Origin of the sequence: Streptomyces sp. NPDC047028, assembly GCF_040644095.1 — a bacterium.
GTDB lineage: Bacteria > Actinomycetota > Actinomycetes > Streptomycetales > Streptomycetaceae > Streptomyces.
This window is the reverse complement of record NZ_JBEYVS010000028.1, coordinates 18,659-36,307: the sequence shown is the minus strand read 5'-3', so window position 1 is coordinate 36,307 and position 17,649 is coordinate 18,659. Positions and strand designations below refer to the sequence as shown.

Sequence of the window (17,649 nt, the reverse complement as noted above, 5' to 3'; positions counted from 1 at the left end):
AACACTTTCCGTATCTGCTGTTGAGCAGACTGCCACCAAGGTGCTTCCTACCGCTGGGAAACGGTGGATATGCGGCGCGTACGCGTCAGTTCGGGCACGGATGTTCCCGGTCGGCCCCGGGTGCGGGCGCAGCCGAGCGGGGCGGCGGGACCATGCGTGTCCCGCCGCCCCGCTCGAACGGACGGCTGCGGTGCGGGCCTGGGGCCGGGGCGCTCAGTGGGCCACGACGCGGGCCGCCATGGGCGACGACCCCCGGTGCGGCTGCATCGGCACCCCGCGCGCGGGTTCGGCGGTGCGGCCGCCGGGCCCTGCCGGGCGGCCCGCCGAAGCGGCACCTCGGCGTGTCTGGGCGCCGGCGCCGTTCTGCACGTCCATCACGGCGTGCGCGACGAGCCCGCCCATCGGGTCGTGCCGGATGAGGTCCCGCAGCCGGGAACGGGACGAGCGTCCCTCGTTCCCCGGGTACAGGTGCTTGCCGAGCCCGACGGCGTGCGCGAGCGCGGCCAGCGCCGCGGTCCGCGGGTCCGGCGGCACGCCGGTGCGGATCGCCGAGTCCAGCCGGGACCTGATCTCCCGGCTGATGGCGTTGTCCGTCGCCTGGTAGCGCGTCGTCGGCAGCACCCCGCACATCTGGCCGGCCACGGCGTGCACCATGCCGCACCGCTCCAGATGCGACAGATACGTCTGCCGGAGCCCCAGCCGGGGCCCGCCGATCCAGTGGACGGCCCGTACCGGAGCGCCGCGCCTTCGCAGCAGCTCCAACGCGCAGTCCAGAGTCGGATCTCCTGTCGGCCGTGGCACCACCACGGCGATACGATCCCCGTCTGGGGCTATCCGTCCGGCCAGCGCCAGCTCCACTAGCTGCGCTCCGGCCAGACCGAGGTCGAGCGACTGCGGCTGCGCAGTGGTACCCGTGGCCGGGTCCAGTGCGAGCAACAGAAGCTCCTCCGGAATTGTTCTGCGGCTCCTGCCCATCCATGCCTCCCCGCGTGGATGAATGACAGGGTGACCCCTCTCACATTCATCTGTCGAGGGTGCGTGACCGGTTCGTAGTGGAACCAGTAGGTATGTCGTTCTCGTCTACCGCGTGGGACAAGCCCGCACACAGGACACTGGTACATGGTTCGGACAGCGGCGGTGCGGTGCTGTCCGGTGGGTCGGTTCGGTCAGACGCGCACGCTGGGACGTGCGGTGGAGGAGGCATCGGTGGCGGGCGAGTCCCCCGACAGGTCGAAGCAGCGCGAGTCGTCGGCAGAACCGACGCCGGGGAGCGGGCCATCGGTTCCCGAGGCACGTGATCCCCGGCTGGCGGTGTCCCGCGAACGGGAGTCCGCCGAGGGCACTCCGGACACCTCGACGAAGATCCTCTCGATCCGCGACACCAAGTCCGCCGACGACGACGCCGACCTCCGCGAGGCCGTCTCGGCCTGGGTCCGCAGCTCCGCAGAGCCGGCCGCTCCCACCGAGGAGACGACCGACGAGGCCGAGCCCGCCTCCGCGGAGACAGCGGAGGAGGACGAGCCCGGGAAGCCCCCGGCGGAGCCCGCGCCCACGGACGCGACGCCAGAACCTGAGGACCGCGCCCCGGAGACCGAGGCGCCGGAGGACGAGGTCTCGGAGGACGAGGTCTCGGAGGACGAGTCCCGGGAGTCCCAGACGTCGGACGCCGACGCCTCGGACGACGACGCCTCGGACGACGCTTCGGCGGACGACGACCCGCAAGCCGCCGACGGCGAGGACGCCCCACAGGGGCCACGGTCAGCCGACGACGAGACCCGCACGGGTGGTGCGGGTGGGAACGAGGACGCCGAGGGCGAAGCCGAGGCGGCACCGCAGGACGCCCCGCAGGAAACCGCCGAGGCGGCACCGCAGGACGCCCCGCAGGAAACCGCCGAGGCGGCACCGCAGGACGCCCCGCAGGCACCCGAGGAGGCGGATCCACCGACCCCCCGGGACGGGATCGACCAGCCGACCGCCGTCTTCCAGACCCTCCGCCCCAAGAAGCCCCAGCCCGACCAGCCGACGACGATGCTCAAACTCGGCACCCCCTCCAAGTTCGTCGAGCTGAAGCCGGACATCCCCGCGCCCACCACGCCCACCGCCCACGTGGGCCCGGAGCGCACGACCCAGCAGCCGCTGCCCCCGAAGCCCCCGCTCGACCTCCTCGCCGAGCTGACGAACACGCCGCCGCCCCCGGAGACCCCGGTCCGCACGATCGTGCGCCGGATCAAGATCTGGACCCCCCTGGTCCTCCTCCTGGCGATCATCTTCGCGGTCGTACAGACCCTCCGCCCGCTGCCGCAGCCCACCCTCGACCTGACCGCCGAGGACAACTACACCTTCGACGGCAGCAAGCCCGACATCCCGTGGCCGGACACGGGACAGGCCGCCCTCGACGTCCAGGGCATCGGCAGCTTCGGCTCGTCCGGTCAGCAGAAGCCGGTGCCGATCGCCAGCGTCGCCAAGGTCATGACCGCGTACATCATCCTGCGCGACCACCCGCTCAAGAGCGGCGCCAAGGGACCGATGATCAAGATCGACCAGGCGGCGGAGGATCAGTCGGAGGCGGGCCAGGAGTCCACGGTCCACGTCACCGCCGGTGACCGGATCAGCGAGCGCGAGGCCCTGGAGGGCATCCTCATCGCGTCCGCGAACAACGTGGCCCGTCTCCTCGCCCGCTGGGACGCCCACTCCGAGAAGGCCTTCGTGGCGAAGATGAACGCCACCGCCAAGGACCTGGGCATGACCAACACGACGTACACCGACCCGTCGGGCCTGACGAACACCACGGTCAGCACGGCCGTGGACCAGGTGAGGCTGGCCAAGACCGCGATGACCGAGCCCGCCTTCCGCGAGGTCGCGGCGATGATGTCGTACGACGACTACAAGGGTGTCAACCACTCCAACTGGAACACGCTGGTCGGCCGGAACAACGTCGTCGGCATCAAGACCGGCACCACCACCTCCGCCCAGGGCAACCTCGTCTTCGCGGCGAAACAGCAGGTCGGCGGCGAGACCCGGACCGTCATCGGCGCCGTGCTGCGCCAGCCCCCGGACCCGGTGCACCACTCGATCCTCGTGGGTGCGACGAACGCCGCCGACAAGCTGATCCGGGCCGGGCAGGGCGCCCTGAAGTCGGCGACGATCATCAAGAAGGGCACCGTCGTCGGTTACGTGGACGACGGGGTCGGCGGCCGGACGCCCGTCGTCGCCACCCAGGACGTGAGCGCGGCCGGCTGGGCGGGCCTGAAGGTGAAGCTGTCCTTCACCGCCGGTGAGGTGCCGCACACCGCGAAGGCCGGCACCAAGGTGGGCCACCTCACCGTGGGCGACGGCTCGGCCGGGGCCGTGCAGGTGCCGGTGGCCCTGGAGAAGGACCTGACCGAGCCGGGCTTCCCGGCCAAGCTGACCCGCCTGGGCTGACCACCCGGTCCGCCCCCGCCGCACCCCGCCGACGGAGCCCCGCGGCGGGGTGCGTGCTAGCGTCACGAATCGGGGCAGCTCGCCGGTCGGGGGGACAGGGCCGCGAACTGGACATGAAGCGGCCGGGAACACCGAGGAACCCGGCCGAGAACAGAAGACGGGACACGGGGAGTGCCTTCAGGTGGCCACAGCGGAGCCGACACGCGCCGACGACGCCGAACCGGGCCCGGGATCCGGCCCGCGAATAAGCCTGTCCGCGCCTGACGCGGACAGGAACGCGGGCACAGGCGCCCGCACGGCCGAGAACCGGACCACGGACCAGACCACGGCCCGGACCACGCATCAGACCACGGTCCGGACCGCCGACCGGCCCGGCACCGCGCCCGGCGACACGGCCGGCGCCCGGGACGGTGGCCACCCGCGGCCGGGCCCGGGCAGGCGTGCCCGGTTCCTCGCCGCCCTCGAACCCCTCCGCCGCCGGATGCTGGTGCACCCGGTGCTGTCCGTCACCGCCCTGTCCGGCGTCCTGCACATCGTCTGGTTCTTCACGTTCGCGAACAGCGGCGGGGACCTCGCCGCCCAGGACGCCTGGGCGGAGTTCGTCGGCCGGCACCCGGACTCGGCGTACAACCTCGCCTGGTACGGCGGCATGCACCCGGTGTCGTACAGCGTCGTCTCGCCGTACCTGATGTCGGTCCTCGGCGTGCGGACGACGATGATGATCGCCGGGACCGTCTCGGCGGGCCTGCTGACGCTGATCCTGATCCGCTGCCGGCCGGTGAAGAACCCGCTGTGGGCCTCACTCGCCGGCGTCTTCGGCTTCCTCTGCAACGCCCTGTCCGGCCGCGTGACCTTCGGCCTGGGCACGATGTTCGCCCTCGGCTCGGTCGCCGCCGTGTTCTGCTGGCCGCACCGGTGGCGGTACAAACGCTGGGCGAAGGGCCTGGTCGCCGCCCCGCTGGCCGCGCTCGCCACCATGGCCTCGCCGGTCGCGGGGCTGTTCGTGGGCCTGGTCGCGGTGGCGCTGTTCCTGCAGAAGCGGCGGCCGGGCGCGTGGTCGCTGGGGCTCGCCCCGGCCGCGGTGGTCGCCGTGTCGTGGTGGCTGTTCCCGTTCTCGGGCACCCAGCCGATGACGATCGGCTCGGTGATCCTGCCGCTGCTGTACGGCCTGCTGTGCCTGTTCCTCGTACCGAAGGAATGGGTCACCGTACGGTGGACGGCCGCCGTCTACAGCGTGGGTGTCGTCCTGGTGTGGCTGATCAGCTCCCAGATCGGCACGAACATCTCCCGGCTGCCGATGCTGTTCGCGGGCGCGACGATGATCGCGGTGCTGCCGTACACGGTGCCGCGCTCGCGCAAGTGGTACGTGGCCGTGCTGGCCTTCTGGGGCTTCGTCGGCTGGATCGGCGTGAAGTCCATCGACGACATCATCCACTCCGCACCGGCCGCCTCCTGGGCCCGGGAGCTGGCGCCGCTGGTCCACGAGCTGCAGAAGAGCGGCGCCGAGCGGGGGCGCGTCGAGGTGGTACCGGCGCGCTCGCACCGCGAGGCCTCCGCGCTCGCGCCGTACGTCAACCTGGCCCGCGGCTGGAACCGGCAGGCCGACATGGAGCGCAACCCCCTCTTCTACGACGACACCCTCAACTCGGCGAACTACCACGAGTGGCTCCAGCGCTGGGCCGTGCACTTCGTGGTGCTGCCGAAGGGCGAGCCGGACCCGACCGGCGCCCAGCGCGAGCGGGCGCTGGTGCAGCGCGGGATGCCGTATCTGAAGCAGGTGTGGGGCGACGCCAACTGGCAGCTGTTCCAGGTGACCGACCCGGCGCCGCTCGCCGAGCCCGACACGGTGGTGGACCGGGCCGAGCAGGGCGAGATGACGCTCGACGTGCGCAAGCCGGGGCGGATCCTGATCCGGATCCCGTACTCGCCGTGGCTGAGCATCGTCGACGAGCACGGCAAGAGCCTGAAGCCGCCACAGCGGGTGAAGGGGAACGCGTACGTCAACGTCAACGGATGTCTGGCCGAGACGCCCGAGGACGCCAAGGGCGACAAGTGGACGATGCTGCTCGCGCCGAAGGCGGGGACGTACCGGCTGGCCGCGCCGTACCAGCTGCACAGGGGCACGCCGTGTCCCGACGAGCTGAAGTAGCGGGGTCCTCTCCGAGCCGGTCCCCTGCGAGCCGCGCGGCTCAGCCGCGCAGCTCCGTCACGTACCGGTCCGTGCCCGGGACGGTCGGGACGAACGGGGCCATGAGCTGGAGCGTGCCCAGGCCGGTGGCGGCCAGCTCGTCGTCCAGGCCGGTGAAGTGCTCCTCCCAGCAGTCCCTCGGGTCGCTCTCCAGGAACCACAGCAGGGTCAGCCGGGTGTCGACGCCCTCGACCTGTTTGACGTAGGTCATGCGGTCGCCGGGCAGCGGGGTGGGGCGGAAGACGGTCGCCATGGCCGCCGGGGAGCCCGCCAGGCGCGCCGGGAGGTGGCGGGTGTGCAGCCACCTCAGGAGCCGGTCGCGCTGCTCGGCGGAGTCGGTGTCGACGACCTCCAGCACCAGGCCCGCGTAGGGATGGTCGAGGGCGTGGTAGTCCCGGGGGCCGGCCGCGCCGTCGCGGTAGACGGTCAGTGCGTGGTCCTGGAACGCGGTGAAGACGTGGGTGCGGTCCTGGTAGACGCGGGCGTCCCGGTTGAGTCGCTTGTTGATGGCCACCGTCCACTTCATATGGTCGTCGTAGCGGCCGGCGGTGATCCAGTAGGTGGAGAGGTAGCAGCCGGTCGTGACGGGCTGGGCGACCGCCGACTTCTCCGGGTAGCGCAGGAGCTGGAGTTCGCGGGTGGCGACCCAGCGGCGACCGGCGTACATCCAGGGCATGGCCATCGCGCCGGCGTAGAAGTGGTCGTCCTCGTACCAGCGGTTGTACGCGTACTCGTGGCCCGGGTGCGGTTCGACCAGGGTGATCAGGGCGTGTCCGGGGCGGACGCCGTACGGGCCGACGGCGGCCAGGTCGGCGTACAGCTCGCTGCGGGTGTCGTCGCTCATGCGGTTCCCCTTTCCTGCGCTCGCCCATACTCTGACGCTCCGTCAGATGAAGCGCCAGGGTTCGGGAGGCTCCATGTCACTGCTCGCGGGCAAGACCGTCCTCGTCTCCGGGGTCGGGGCCGGGCTGGGTCACCAGGTGGCTGCGGCGGTCGTACGGGACGGCGGGAACGCGGTGCTGGGGGCGCGCACCGGTGCGAACCTCGCCAAGAGCGCCGCCGAGATCGATCCGGACGGGGCGCGGACTGCGTACCGGGAGACGGACATCACCGACGAGGCGCAGTGCGGGGCGCTGGCCGCCCTGGCCCGGGAGCGGTTCGGCGGGATCGACGCGCTGGTGCAGGTGGCGGCGTGGGACTCGTACTTCGGCGGGGTCGAGGACGCGGACTTCGCGACCTGGCAGTCGGTCATCGACGTGAACCTGCTGGGGACGCTGCGGATGACCCGGGCCTGCCTGCCGGCCCTGAAGGAGGGCGGGGGCGGTTCGGTGGTGTTCATCGGGACGCAGTCGGCCGTCGCGGCGCCCTCACAGGTGCGGCAGGCCGCGTACGCGGCGTCGAAGGGGGCGCTGACGAGCGCGATGTACTCGCTGGCGCGGGAGCTGGGGCCGTACCGGATCCGGGTGAACACCGTGCTGCCGGGCTGGATGTGGGGGCCGCCGGTGCAGGCGTTCGTGCGGTTCACCGCGCAGACCGAGGGGGTGCCGGAGGCGGAGGTGCTGGGGCGGCTGACGGAGCGGATGGCGCTGCCGGAGCTGGCGACGGACGGGGATGTGGCGGACGCGGCGGTGTTCCTGACGTCGGACCGGGCGCGGGCCGTGACGGGGCAGTCGTTGCTGGTCAACGCGGGGGAGCTGATGCGGTGAGGGCATCGGGCGGACACCGAGCTTGTTCCTGTATGTGAACAAGGATCATCTCTCAGAACGATTTTACCGTCACTTGACTCTACTCTTGCTTGTCGTGTTCATGTGCCGAGACCCACGATCGGGCACATGAACAGTCTCGACTGGGCCGTGCTGATCGGCTATTTCGGTGTGATGGTCGCGATCGGTGTCTGGTCGCACAAGCGCGTGGACGATGTCAGCGACTTCTTCACGGCCGGCGGCAAGATGCCGTGGTGGCTCTCCGGCATCTCGCACCACATGTCGGGCTACAGCGCGGTGATGTTCACCGGGTACGCGGGCATCGCCTACACCTACGGTGTCACGTCGTTCGTCACCTGGTCCCTCCCCATCGCGGTCGGCATCGCCATCGGCTCCAGGCTGTTCGCGCCGCGCATCAACCGGCTGCGCTCACGGCTGCACGTGGCGTCGCCGCTGGAATATCTGAAGAACCGGTACGACCTGACCACGCAGCAGGCGCTCGCCTGGTCCGGGATGCTGCTGAAGATCGTGGACGTCGGCGCCAAGTGGGCGGCGATATCGACCCTGTTGTCGGTGTTCACCGGCATCTCGCTGAACCAGGGCATCCTCATCACCGGTGTGATCACCGCCGTGTACTGCACGATCGGCGGCCTGTGGGCGGACGCGCTGACCGAACTCGGTCAGTTCGTCATCCAGTTGCTGGCCGGGGTGTCGATGTTCGTCGCGGTCGTGCTGAAGCTGAACGACAAGCACATCGGCTTCTTCGGCGCGTGGGACGAGCCCGCCCTGCACGGCCACGGCAAGCCGCTGATCGGCCCCTACGGCACGGTGTTCCTGCTCGCCTTCCTGTTCATCAAGCTGTTCGAGTACAACGGCGGCATGCTCAACCAGGCCCAGCGCTACATGGCGACGGGCAGCGCGCGGGAGGCGGAGCGCGGGGCGCGGCTGTCGGCGACGCTGTGGCTGGTCTGGCCGGTGGTCCTGTTCTTCCCGATGTGGGTGTCCCCGCTGCTGGTCCACGCGGCCAAGCCGGACGGCTCCGACTCCTACGCCCTGATGACCGAACAGCTGCTGCCGCACGGGCTGTTGGGGCTGGTCGTCGTCGGGTTCTTCTCGCACACCATGGCCATGTGCTCCTCCGACGCCAACGCGATCGCGGCGGTGTTCACGCGGGACGTGGCGCCGGTGATGTCGCGGCGGGCGCGGGCGTGGGGCGAGCGGTCCGGGCTGGTCGCCGCGCGCGTGACGACGGTGCTGTTCCTGGCACTGTCGATGGCGGTGGCGACGCAGGTCGACTCCCCCACGTTCAAGGACATCATCACGGTGGTCATCAAGTGGGTGGCCGGTCTGATGGGGCCGATCGCGATCCCGATGATGCTGGGTCTGCTGCGGCCGTTCCGCCGGTCCGGGCCCACGGCCGCGCTCACCAGCTGGGGGCTGGGGCTGCTGGCCTTCTGGCTCGTCAACTACCCCATCAACTGGCAGGTCGCCGGGGGCGTCCCGCTGGAGTACCAGGTGTCCGTCCCGCTGGCCGTCTCGCTGGTCCTGTACATCGTGATCGGCTATGTGAAGCCCGAGGACACGCCTGCGCGGCTGGCGGTCATCGAGAAGGTCAACACGGACGGGGATGCGGTGGCGGCGCCGGTACGAGTGGACGAAGGCGCAGCGCCGTTGAGCTGAGGGTTCGCGGCCGGGTGCGGGTGCGGGTGCGCTGTGGCTTGTCGCGCAGTTCCCCGCGCCCCTTACGGGGCACGTACGTAAGTAGCTGCGGGCATGCGTGCCTCCCCCCAGTGCCTCAAGGGCCTGGGGGGACCCCCAGGGCGGCACGGGTGGGAGCAGGTGAGCGGACCCACGCCCGCCCCGGTTCGGCGGGGCTATGCCCGGGGGTACCGGGCCAGCCAGCCCGGGGAGGAGCCCGCTGGGCCGTGGAGGGCTGGGCCCTGGGTCATCTCCATGGCGAAGTCGTCGGCGAGTTCGAGGATCGTCGGGCGGCCTTCCAGCTCGGCGAGCCACGCCGGCGGGAGCGCCGTCTCGCCGTGCAGGGCCCCGAGCAGCCCCCCGGTGAGGGCGCCCGCCGCCGCGGAGGGCCCGCCCTGGTTCACCGCCAGGCACAGCCCGTGCCGTACGTCCTCCCCCACCAGCGCGCAGTACACGGACGCCGCCAGCAGGCCGTCCGCCGTGCCGTCGCCGGCCAGCTCCTCCACCCGGGCGGGGCTCGGCATCCCCTGCCGTACCGCCCCCAGCGCGTGCTGGAGCGCGTCCGACACCGGCTGGTGCCCGGGCCTGGCGGCGAGCAGCGCCAGCGAACGCTGCACGGCGGCGTCCAGGCTCTCCCCGCGCGCCAGAGCGTGCATGATCACGGCGTACGCCCCCGCCGACAGGTAGGCGAGCGGATGCCCGTGCGTCTGTGCCGCGCACTCCACGGCCAGCTGGGCGACCAGTTCCGGCTCCCAGCCGACCAGCAGCCCGAAGGGCGCGGACCGGGCGACGGCCTCCGGCCCCAGCTCGCCCGAGTTCTTGGGCGCCTCCAGCGTGCCCATGACCTCGTCGCCGAAGCCGATGAGCAGCGCCCGGCTCGGGTCGCGGCGGGCGTAGAGCCACTCCTCGCGGGCGAGCCAGCCGTCGTCCTCGCGCCGCTCGTCGGGGCCCCAGTCCCGCTGGGTCGCCGCCCACCGACGGTAGGCCCGGTGCAGATCGGTCGGCGGGTGCCAGGCACCGGTGTCGCGGCGCACCTGGGCCCGGATCAGCCCGTCCACGGTGAACAGCGTGAGCTGGGTGTGGTGGGTGACGGCGCCGCGTCGGCCGTGGGCGAAGGCGAGGTCGAGGAGGCCCTCCGCGCCGTAGGCGGCCCGGATCTCCTCCAGGTCGAGCGCGTCGGCGGGTCCGCCGAGGGCGTCCCCGACGGCCGCGCCGAGCAGGGCGCCCCGCACCCGGCTGCGGAAGTCCTGCTGCTCGGCGCGACCCCAGACAGCGCCGGACGTGCCACTCACGCGAACCTCCTCCCGGACCGTGCACCCGTACGACGCTCAGCACTGTAATCGACCGGGAACGGCCCGTTCAGGTGGGCAATTCCGCAGGGGTCGCCCATTTCCCGTTATCGCGCGGCGTCCGGATCCCGCCCGAGACTGGCGTGATCCCGACGTCAGAATCCCGTCCCGGCGGGCAGCAACAAGCCATGACCCAGACCCAGACACCGGCCCCCGCCACCGCGCCCGCCCGGCGTACCGCCCTGCCGCTCGCCGCGGGCGTGCTCACCGGCGTGCTCGCGCTGTACATCACACTCGTCGCCATCGGGAACATCACCGATTTCGGGACGAACCAGGCGTTCGTCCGGCATGTGCTGGCGATGGACACGACGTTCAAGGACGACGACCTGATGTGGCGGGCGATCACGGACACGGGAGTGCAGGACGCCGCCTATGTCGCGATCATCGTGTGGGAGTCGGTGGCGGCGCTGGTGCTCGTCGCGGGCACCTGCCTGTGGGCCCGGCGGTCGTACGACCTGGCCCGGCGCGTCTCCACGTACGGCCTGCTGATGCTGATGCTGCTGTTCGGCGCCGGGTTCGTCGCGATCGGCGGGGAGTGGTTCGCCATGTGGCAGTCGAAGGACTGGAACGGGCTCCAGGCGGCCACCCGGATCTTCCTGATGAGCGGGGTCGTCCTGATCGTCGACCAGTTGCCGGTGGGCCGGCGGGACGCTATTTGACCACCGTCACCCGGGTCCCGGTGTCGCCGAAGGCCCACAGGGCTGCGCCGTCCTTCTTGCCGAGGCGGATGCCGCCGGTCGGCTTGCCCTTGGCGGGCGGGGGCGAGGAGCCGTCGACGGCGTTGGAGAAGCCTATGTTCACGCCGGACCGCGCGGTGAAGTACAGGATGTGCTCGACGGGGACGCCGTCCGAGCCGGTGGTGGCGTCCTTGCGGTACAGCACCGAGTAGCGGCCGGGGCTGGGGTCGACCGTGCCCGGCCACACCTTGAACGTCCGTGTCGTCCCGCCCGTCGCGTCCACCAGCCACACCCGGTCCAGGGCGACCGAGTAGACGATCCGGCGGCCGGCGCCCGACAGGTCCGGCAGCGCGGGCAGGGACGGTTTGGGGTGGCCGGACGGCTTGTGGGACGCCGGCGCGGACGCCGAGGGGCGGGGCTTGCTCACCGCGGCCGTGGGGTGCGGGCCGTTGTCCGCCTGTACGGCGAGGGCGACGACGGCCGCGGTGGCCCCCGCCGTCAGGCCGGAGACCCAGACCCAGGAGGGCAGCAGTCGGGCAGGCACGGGTACGCATCTCCTCCGCTACGGGTCCCCTCAGTACGGGGGTCGGATCATCGTACTCAGTTCGGACGCACGGTCCCCGTCCCGGGCCGGGGGCTCAGTCCAGGACGGGCAGCAGTTCCGGCAGGTGGCCGTCGGACGCCTCGGCGGCCCGCAGGCGCTCCTCGGGGACCTCGCCGTACAGCGTGGTGCGGGGCCGCGCCGGGCGGCCGGCCGCCTCCGCCACGGCGACCAGGTCGCGGACCGACTTGTACGAGCCGTAGGAGGAGCCCGCCATACGGGAGATCGTCTCCTCCATCAGCGTGCCGCCCAGGTCGTTCGCCCCGGAGCGGAGCATCTCCGCGGCCCCCTCCGTGCCCAGTTTGACCCAGCTTGTCTGGATGTTGGGGATGTGCGGGTGCAGGAGGAGGCGGGCCATCGCCGTCACCGCCCGGTTGTCCCGGGTGGTCGGGCCGGGGCGGGCGATCCCGGCCAGGTAGACCGGGGCGTTGGTGTGGATGAAGGGCAGCGTCACGAACTCGGTGAAGCCGCCCGTGCGCTCCTGGATCCCGGCCAGGGTGCGCAGGTGGCCCAGCCAGTGGCGGGGCTGGTCGACGTGGCCGTACATCATCGTCGAGGAGGAGCGGATGCCCAGTTCGTGGGCCGTCTCGATCACCTCGGTCCAGGTGGCCGTCGGCAGTTTGCCCTTGGTGAGCACCCAGCGGACCTCGTCGTCCAGGATCTCCGCCGCCGTGCCCGGGACGGAGTCCAGGCCGGCCTCCTTCGCCGCGGCCAGCCACTCCCGGATCGGCATGCCCGTCCGGGTCGCGCCGTTGACGACCTCCATCGGGGAGAAGGCGTGGACGTGCATCCCGGGGACGCGTTCCTTCACCGCGCGCGCGATGTCGAAGTACGCCGTCCCCGGCAGGTCGGGGTGGATACCGCCCTGCATGCACACCTCGACCGCGCCGACGTCCCACGCCTGCTGGGCGCGGTCGGCGACCTGCGCCAGGGAGAGGGTGTAGGCGTCCGCGTCCGTACGGCGCTGGGCGAAGGCGCAGAACCGGCAGCCGGTGTAGCAGACGTTGGTGAAGTTGATGTTGCGGGTGACGATGTAGGTGACGTCGTCGCCGACCGCCGACTTCCGTACGTCGTCCGCCACTTGGCATAGGGCGTCCAGCGCTGTGCCGTCCGCGTGCAGCAGGGCGAGGGCCTCGGCGTCGGTGAGCCGGGTCGGGTCGTCGGCCGCCGTGCGCAGCGCCTGCCGTACGTCGGTGTCGATGCGTTCCGGGACCATGCCGGGCGCCGCCGCCTCGCGCAGGGCGTCCCAGTCGCCGTACACCTCGTCGAAGTCGTCCCGCCGGTCGGTCGTACGGCCCTCGGTGTCGATGGTGCGGTGCAGGTCGGTGCGGCCGGAGGGGATGAACGCCTCCTCCGGTTCCTGCCACGGCAGGCCCTTCGGGAGGGTGTCGGGCCGGGCGAGGCCGGTCTCCGGGTCGGCGAGGGCCGCCACGTGCGGGCGCAGGCGCGGGTCCAGCCAGGGTTCGCCGCGGCGGACGAACTCCGGGTACACGCAGAGTCGTTCGCGCAGCTCGAACCCGACGGCGGCGGACTGGGCGGCGAGTTGGTCGATCCGTGGCCACGGCCGCTCGGGGTTGACGTGGTCGATGGTGAGGGGGGACACCCCGCCCCAGTCGTCGATGCCGGCTCCGATGAGACGGGCGTACTCGCCGTCGACCAGGTTGGGCGGGGCCTGCAGGCAGGCGCTGGGGCCCATGATGTGCCGGGCGACGGCCACCGTGGCGACCAGTTCGTCGAGTTCGGCGTCGGGCATGCCGCGCATCGCCGTGTCGGGCTTGGCGCGGAAGTTCTGGATGATCAGTTCCTGGATGCCGTGGTGGGCGCGGGCGACCTTGCGCAGCGCGAACAGGGAGTCGGCGCGCTCCTCGTACGTCTCGCCGATGCCGATGAGCAGGCCGGAGGTGAAGGGCACGGAGGAGCGGCCGGCGTCCTCCAGCACGCGCAGCCGGACGGCCGGTTCCTTGTCCGGGGAGCCGTGGTGGGGGCCGCCGGGCTCCGACCACAGTCGGGTCGCCGTCGTCTCCAGCATCATGCCCATGGACGGGGCGACGGGCTTGAGCCGCTGGAAGTCGGTCCAGGTCAGGACGCCCGGGTTGAGGTGCGGCAGCAGGCCGGTCTCCTCCAGGATGCGGATGGAGACGGCGCGGACGTAGGCGATGGTGTCGTCGTAGCCGTGCGCGTGGAGCCACTCGCGTGCTTCCGGCCAGCGGTCCTCGGGCTTGTCGCCGAGGGTGATGAGGGCTTCCTTGCAGCCGAGCCGGGCGCCCTTGCGGGCGATGTCCAGCACCTCGTCGGGGGCCATGAACATCCCGTGCCCGGCCCGCTTCAGCTTGCCGGGCACGGTGACGAAGGTGCAGTAGTGGCACTTGTCCCGGCACAGCCGGGTGAGCGGGACGAACACGCTCTTGGAGTAGGTGATGACGCCGGGCCGGCCGGCCTCCTCCAGGCCGGCGTCCCGCACCCGGGCGGCCGACGCGGCCAGGTCGGTCAGCGCCTCGCCGCGGGCCTGGAGCAGCACGGCCGCCTCTGACACGTCGAGGGCGACACCGTCCCGGGCCCGCTTCAGGGCACGACGCATGGAGTTCTCACTCGGCCCGGTTCCGGGGGTCACGGAGGTCGTCATCCCTTGAGCATACGGTTGGGCTACCGCCGGGTCGGTTGGGGCGGGCTTCCGGCTCGGGGGGCTCTGTTCTGTGCCGGGTGCGGGCTCGTTGTGGCTTGTCGCGCCCACGCGGCGGAGCCGCACATCGACACAGCCCCGCGCCCCCCAGGGGGTTGGTGGCTAGCTTCGTTTACAAGTGCTCGTGCCTCAGCCCGGCCACACGAGTGACTGGATCTCGCTGTAGGCGTGCAGGGCGTACGAGCCTACGTCTCGGCCGACTCCGCTCTTTTTGAAGCCGCCGAAGGGGGCCTCCATGTTGCGGCCGACGGTGTTGATGCCGACGCCGCCGGCGCGCAGGCGGCGGGCGATGCGGAAGGCTCGGGCGACGTCGCCGGACCAGACGTAGTCGATGAGGCCGTAGTCGCTGTCGTTGGCGAGGGCCACTCCCTCGTCCTCCTCGCCGAAGGGGATCACCGCGACGACCGGCCCGAAGATCTCCTCGCGGGCCACCCGCATGTCGTTGGCGCAGTCGGCCAGCAGGGTCGGCGCCACGTAGAAGCCCCGGTCCAGCGGCGGCCGTTCCCCTCCGGCCACCACCGTCGCGCCCTCCTTCCGCCCGAGTTCGACGTACGACTCGACGCGCGCCCGGTGCTCGTGCGAGATCACCGGCCCGACGACCGTGTCCGCAGCCGCCGGGTCGCCGATCTTCAACCGGCCTGCGTATGCCGCCAGTTGGTCGACCAGGCGGTCGTAGATCCCCCGTTGGGCCAGCACCCGGGTCGGGGCCGTGCAGATCTGGCCGCTGTAGAAGGAGAACGTCGTGCCGATGCCGGCGACCGCGGAGGCGAGGTCGGCGTCGTCGAAGACCAGGGCCGCGCCCTTGCCGCCCAGCTCCATCAGCCGGCGGCGCATGTCCCGCCCGCACACCTCGGCGATACGCCGCCCCACGGCCGTGGACCCGGTGAAGCTGACCATGTCGACGTCGTCCGACGCGACCACCGCCTCTCCGACCGCCACGGACCGCGCCGAGACGACGTTCACGACGCCGGGCGGCACCCCGGCCGCCTCCAGGGCCTCAGCCATCCGGTACACCGACAGCGGGTCCTGCGGGGCGGGCTTCACCACGACCGTGTTGCCCATCGCCAGGGCCGGGGCGATCTTGCCGGCCGGGTTGGCCCACGGGTTGTTGTACGAGGTGACGCAGGTGACCACGCCGACGGGCTGCCGTACCGCCAGCGCGCCCATCACGGCGGCCCGCCCCATCGGGCCGGCCTCGTTGATCTGCGGCGCGATCGCCCACTCGGCGGGCTCCACGGTGGCGTACCGGCGGAACCGGGCCGCCGCCACCCCGACCTGCATCGCCCGCGCGGTCCCGGTCGTCGCGCCGGTCTCCGCCCGCGCCAGGTCGGCGTACGGCACCAGGTTCTCGCGGATGATCCGCGCCGCCCGGCCCAGGAGCGCGGCCCGCTCCTCGGGCCGGGTCCGCGACCAGCCCTCGAACGCCTCCCGGGCCGCCGCACACGCCGCCCGCGCCTGCTCGGGCGAGGCCTCGGGCGCCCAGCCGACGGTCTCCTCGGTCGCCGGGTCCGTCACCGCGTAGTGCCCGGCGTCCGGCTCCACCCACTCCCCACCGACGAACAGCCGCTGCCCGTCGCCTCGGTCCTCGCTCACCTGGTGCTCACCGTCCTCGTGTCCCGGCCCGAGCGCAGCACCCGGCCCGGAACGGCCCCGCTCACCACATCGTCCCGGATCGCCTCGACCCCGTTGACCCAGACGGCCCGCACGCCGAGCGCCTTCGCGTCCAGCCGTGGGCTGTCGCCCGGCAGGTCGTGCACCAGGGTGGCCTGGCCCGCGTCGATCCGCTCCGGGTCGAACAGCACCAGATCGGCATGCCAGCCCTCCTGGATCCGGCCGCGCTCACGCAGCCCGAACAGCCGCGCCGGGTCGTCCGTCAGCATCTTCACCGCCTGCTCCAGCCCCACCAGCTTCCGACCGCGCAGACAGTCCCCGAGGAACCGGGTGGTGTACGGCGCCCCGCACATCCGGTCCAGGTGCGCGCCGGCGTCGGAGCCGCCGAGGAGCACGTCCTCGTGCTGCCAGGTCTCGGCGCGCAGCGCCCACGACCCGGGGTCGTTGTCGGTCGGCATCGGCCAGAGCACCGTACGCAGGTCGTCGGCCGCGCAGATCTCCACCAGGCAGGCAAACGGGTCCTGCCCGCGTTCGGCGGCGATGTCCCGCACCACCCGGCCGGTCAGCCCCCGGTTGGCCTCGCTGTAGGTGTCCCCGATGACGTAGCGCCCGAAGTCCGCGAGCCGCCGGAAGACGCCGGCCTCCTTGGACCGGGCCCGGCGCAGCATCTCCGCCCGCACCTCGGGGTCCCGGAGCCGGGCGATCCGCTCGGGCACGGGCAGTCCGAGCACCTCGCCCCAGCCCGGAATGAGGTTCAGCGCGCAGAACGTGCCGAGCGACATGTTCATCGGCGTCAGGATCGGCATGGTGAGCGCCACCACCCGGCCCCCGGCCTTCCGGGCCCGCTCACTGGCGCTCAGCTGCCGGGGCACCCGCTCCGGTACGGCGGCGTCGACGGTAAGCACGTTCCAGTTCAGCGGCCGCCCGGCCGCCACGCTCATCTCCACCAGCAGATCGATCTCGTCGTCGCTGAACTGGTCCAGGCAGCCGGCGACGATCGCCTCGATCTGTGTCCCCTCGTGCTCCCCGACGGCCCTGGACAGCGCCAGCAGCTCCTCGGGCCGGGCATGCCGCGAGGCCACGGGCCGCCCGTCCCCGTCGGCGTGCGTGCTCGACTGGGTGGTGGACAGCCCCCAGGCACCGGCGTCCATGGCCTCGTGCAGCAGGCCCAGCATCTCGCCGAGCTGCTCCTCGCTCGGCTGCCCGCCCACCGCGTCGGCACCCATCACATACCGCCGCAGCGCACAGTGCCCCACCATGAACCCGGCGTTGACGGCGATCCGCCCCTCCAGCGCGTCCAGATACTCCCCGAACGACCGCCAGTTCCACGGCGCCCCCTCCTCCAGCGCCACCAGCGACATCCCCTCCACCCGGGCCAGCATCCGCCGCGTGTAGTCGGCGTCCTCCGGCCGCCCGGGATGCAACGGCGCCAATGTGAACCCGCAGTTCCCCCCGGCCACCGTGGTCACCCCGTGATTGAGCGAGGGGGTGGCATACGGATCCCAGAAGAGCTGAGCGTCGTAGTGCGTGTGAGGGTCGACGAACCCGGGCGCGAGCACGAGCCCCCGGGCGTCCTCACTGGAGCGGGACTCCTCTTCGATCCGGCCTACAGCGGCGATCCGCCCGTCCCGTATCCCGACGTCGGCGACAAAGGCGGAGGCACCGGTCCCATCGACGACGGACGCCCCCCGTACGACGTGATCAAGCATGGCTCAGCCT

12 protein-coding genes are annotated in these 17,649 nt (G+C 72.0%); 5 read left to right on the top strand and 7 right to left on the bottom strand.

All coding sequences use genetic code 11. From position 1 onward, the window contains the following. Window positions 1-213: 213 nt before the first annotated feature. Entirely contained in the window at window positions 214-975 is a 762-nt protein-coding gene (locus ABZ854_RS24050; protein WP_361214263.1) for a GPP34 family phosphoprotein, read from the bottom strand. 231 nt (window positions 976-1,206) lie between these two features. Between ABZ854_RS24050 and ABZ854_RS24045 the strand changes: the two genes are divergently transcribed. Both ABZ854_RS24045 and ABZ854_RS24040 read left to right on the top strand, forming a co-directional pair. Beyond that, window positions 1,207-3,423, top strand: a complete 2,217-nt coding sequence (locus ABZ854_RS24045) for a D-alanyl-D-alanine carboxypeptidase (protein ID WP_361214261.1) — start codon at window positions 1,207-1,209, stop codon at window positions 3,421-3,423. 181 nt (window positions 3,424-3,604) lie between these two features. Next, window positions 3,605-5,572 (top strand): MFS transporter, encoded by a 1,968-nt coding sequence (locus ABZ854_RS24040; protein WP_361214259.1) that lies wholly within the window; start codon window positions 3,605-3,607, stop codon window positions 5,570-5,572. A gap of 40 nt (window positions 5,573-5,612) precedes the next feature. On the opposite strand, the gene ABZ854_RS24035 is transcribed toward ABZ854_RS24040, so the two are convergent. Beyond that, the gene (locus ABZ854_RS24035) at window positions 5,613-6,455 is read right to left on the bottom strand and encodes a hypothetical protein (protein WP_361214258.1); all 843 of its coding nucleotides are present in this window, start codon (window positions 6,453-6,455) and stop codon (window positions 5,613-5,615) included. Window positions 6,456-6,528: 73 nt separating this feature from the next. On the opposite strand from ABZ854_RS24035, the gene ABZ854_RS24030 reads away from it, so the two are divergent. Together ABZ854_RS24030 and ABZ854_RS24025 are read left to right on the top strand one after the other, a co-directional pair. After that, window positions 6,529-7,317, top strand: a complete 789-nt coding sequence (locus ABZ854_RS24030) for an SDR family oxidoreductase (RefSeq protein WP_361214257.1) — start codon at window positions 6,529-6,531, stop codon at window positions 7,315-7,317. 126 nt (window positions 7,318-7,443) lie between these two features. Beyond that, window positions 7,444-8,994 (top strand): sodium:solute symporter family protein, encoded by a 1,551-nt coding sequence (locus ABZ854_RS24025; RefSeq protein ID WP_361214255.1) that lies wholly within the window; start codon window positions 7,444-7,446, stop codon window positions 8,992-8,994. Window positions 8,995-9,188: 194 nt separating this feature from the next. Here ABZ854_RS24025 and ABZ854_RS24020 read toward each other — a convergent pair whose 3' ends face one another. Continuing rightward, complete coding sequence (locus tag ABZ854_RS24020) at window positions 9,189-10,304, bottom strand: ADP-ribosylglycohydrolase family protein (RefSeq protein WP_361214253.1); 1,116 nt, start codon at window positions 10,302-10,304, stop codon at window positions 9,189-9,191. Window positions 10,305-10,489: 185 nt separating this feature from the next. Here ABZ854_RS24020 and ABZ854_RS24015 point away from each other — a divergent pair, with 185 nt between their 5' ends. Further along, on the top strand, window positions 10,490-11,020 hold the full coding sequence (locus ABZ854_RS24015) for a DUF2165 domain-containing protein (RefSeq protein WP_361214251.1): 531 nt from the start codon (window positions 10,490-10,492) through the stop codon (window positions 11,018-11,020). On the opposite strand, the gene ABZ854_RS24010 is transcribed toward ABZ854_RS24015, so the two are convergent. From ABZ854_RS24010 to ABZ854_RS23995, 4 genes are all read right to left on the bottom strand, one after another. Further along, the gene (locus tag ABZ854_RS24010; RefSeq protein ID WP_361214249.1) at window positions 11,013-11,582 is read right to left on the bottom strand and encodes a hypothetical protein; all 570 of its coding nucleotides are present in this window, start codon (window positions 11,580-11,582) and stop codon (window positions 11,013-11,015) included. The two genes, ABZ854_RS24015 and ABZ854_RS24010, sit on opposite strands and share 8 nt — an antisense overlap. 94 nt (window positions 11,583-11,676) lie before the next feature. Then, window positions 11,677-14,262 (bottom strand): bifunctional FO biosynthesis protein CofGH, encoded by a 2,586-nt coding sequence (locus tag ABZ854_RS24005; protein ID WP_361214247.1) that lies wholly within the window; start codon window positions 14,260-14,262, stop codon window positions 11,677-11,679. Window positions 14,263-14,448: 186 nt separating this feature from the next. Beyond that, window positions 14,449-15,912, bottom strand: a complete 1,464-nt coding sequence (locus ABZ854_RS24000; RefSeq protein ID WP_361214245.1) for an aldehyde dehydrogenase family protein — start codon at window positions 15,910-15,912, stop codon at window positions 14,449-14,451. Beyond that, window positions 15,909-17,639 carry a D-aminoacylase gene (locus ABZ854_RS23995; protein ID WP_361214243.1) on the bottom strand — a complete coding sequence of 577 codons (1,731 nt, stop codon included), beginning with the start codon at window positions 17,637-17,639 and terminating at the stop codon, window positions 15,909-15,911. Before ABZ854_RS23995 ends, ABZ854_RS24000 begins: the two co-directional genes overlap by 4 nt. Window positions 17,640-17,649: the final 10 nt, after the last annotated feature.

What these genes read in the sequence shown, in the direction of transcription:
- ABZ854_RS24050 (WP_361214263.1), bottom strand. Translation starts at nt 975, where the DNA reads ATGGGCAGGAGCCGCAGAACAATTCCGGAGGAGCTTCTGTTGCTCGCA.
- ABZ854_RS24035 (WP_361214258.1), bottom strand. Translation starts at nt 6,455, where the DNA reads ATGAGCGACGACACCCGCAGCGAGCTGTACGCCGACCTGGCCGCCGTC.
- ABZ854_RS24030 (WP_361214257.1), top strand. Translation starts at nt 6,529, where the DNA reads ATGTCACTGCTCGCGGGCAAGACCGTCCTCGTCTCCGGGGTCGGGGCC.
- ABZ854_RS24025 (WP_361214255.1), top strand. Translation starts at nt 7,444, where the DNA reads ATGAACAGTCTCGACTGGGCCGTGCTGATCGGCTATTTCGGTGTGATG.
- ABZ854_RS24015 (WP_361214251.1), top strand. Translation starts at nt 10,490, where the DNA reads ATGACCCAGACCCAGACACCGGCCCCCGCCACCGCGCCCGCCCGGCGT.
- ABZ854_RS24005 (WP_361214247.1), bottom strand. Translation starts at nt 14,262, where the DNA reads ATGACGACCTCCGTGACCCCCGGAACCGGGCCGAGTGAGAACTCCATG.
- ABZ854_RS23995 (WP_361214243.1), bottom strand. Translation starts at nt 17,639, where the DNA reads ATGCTTGATCACGTCGTACGGGGGGCGTCCGTCGTCGATGGGACCGGT.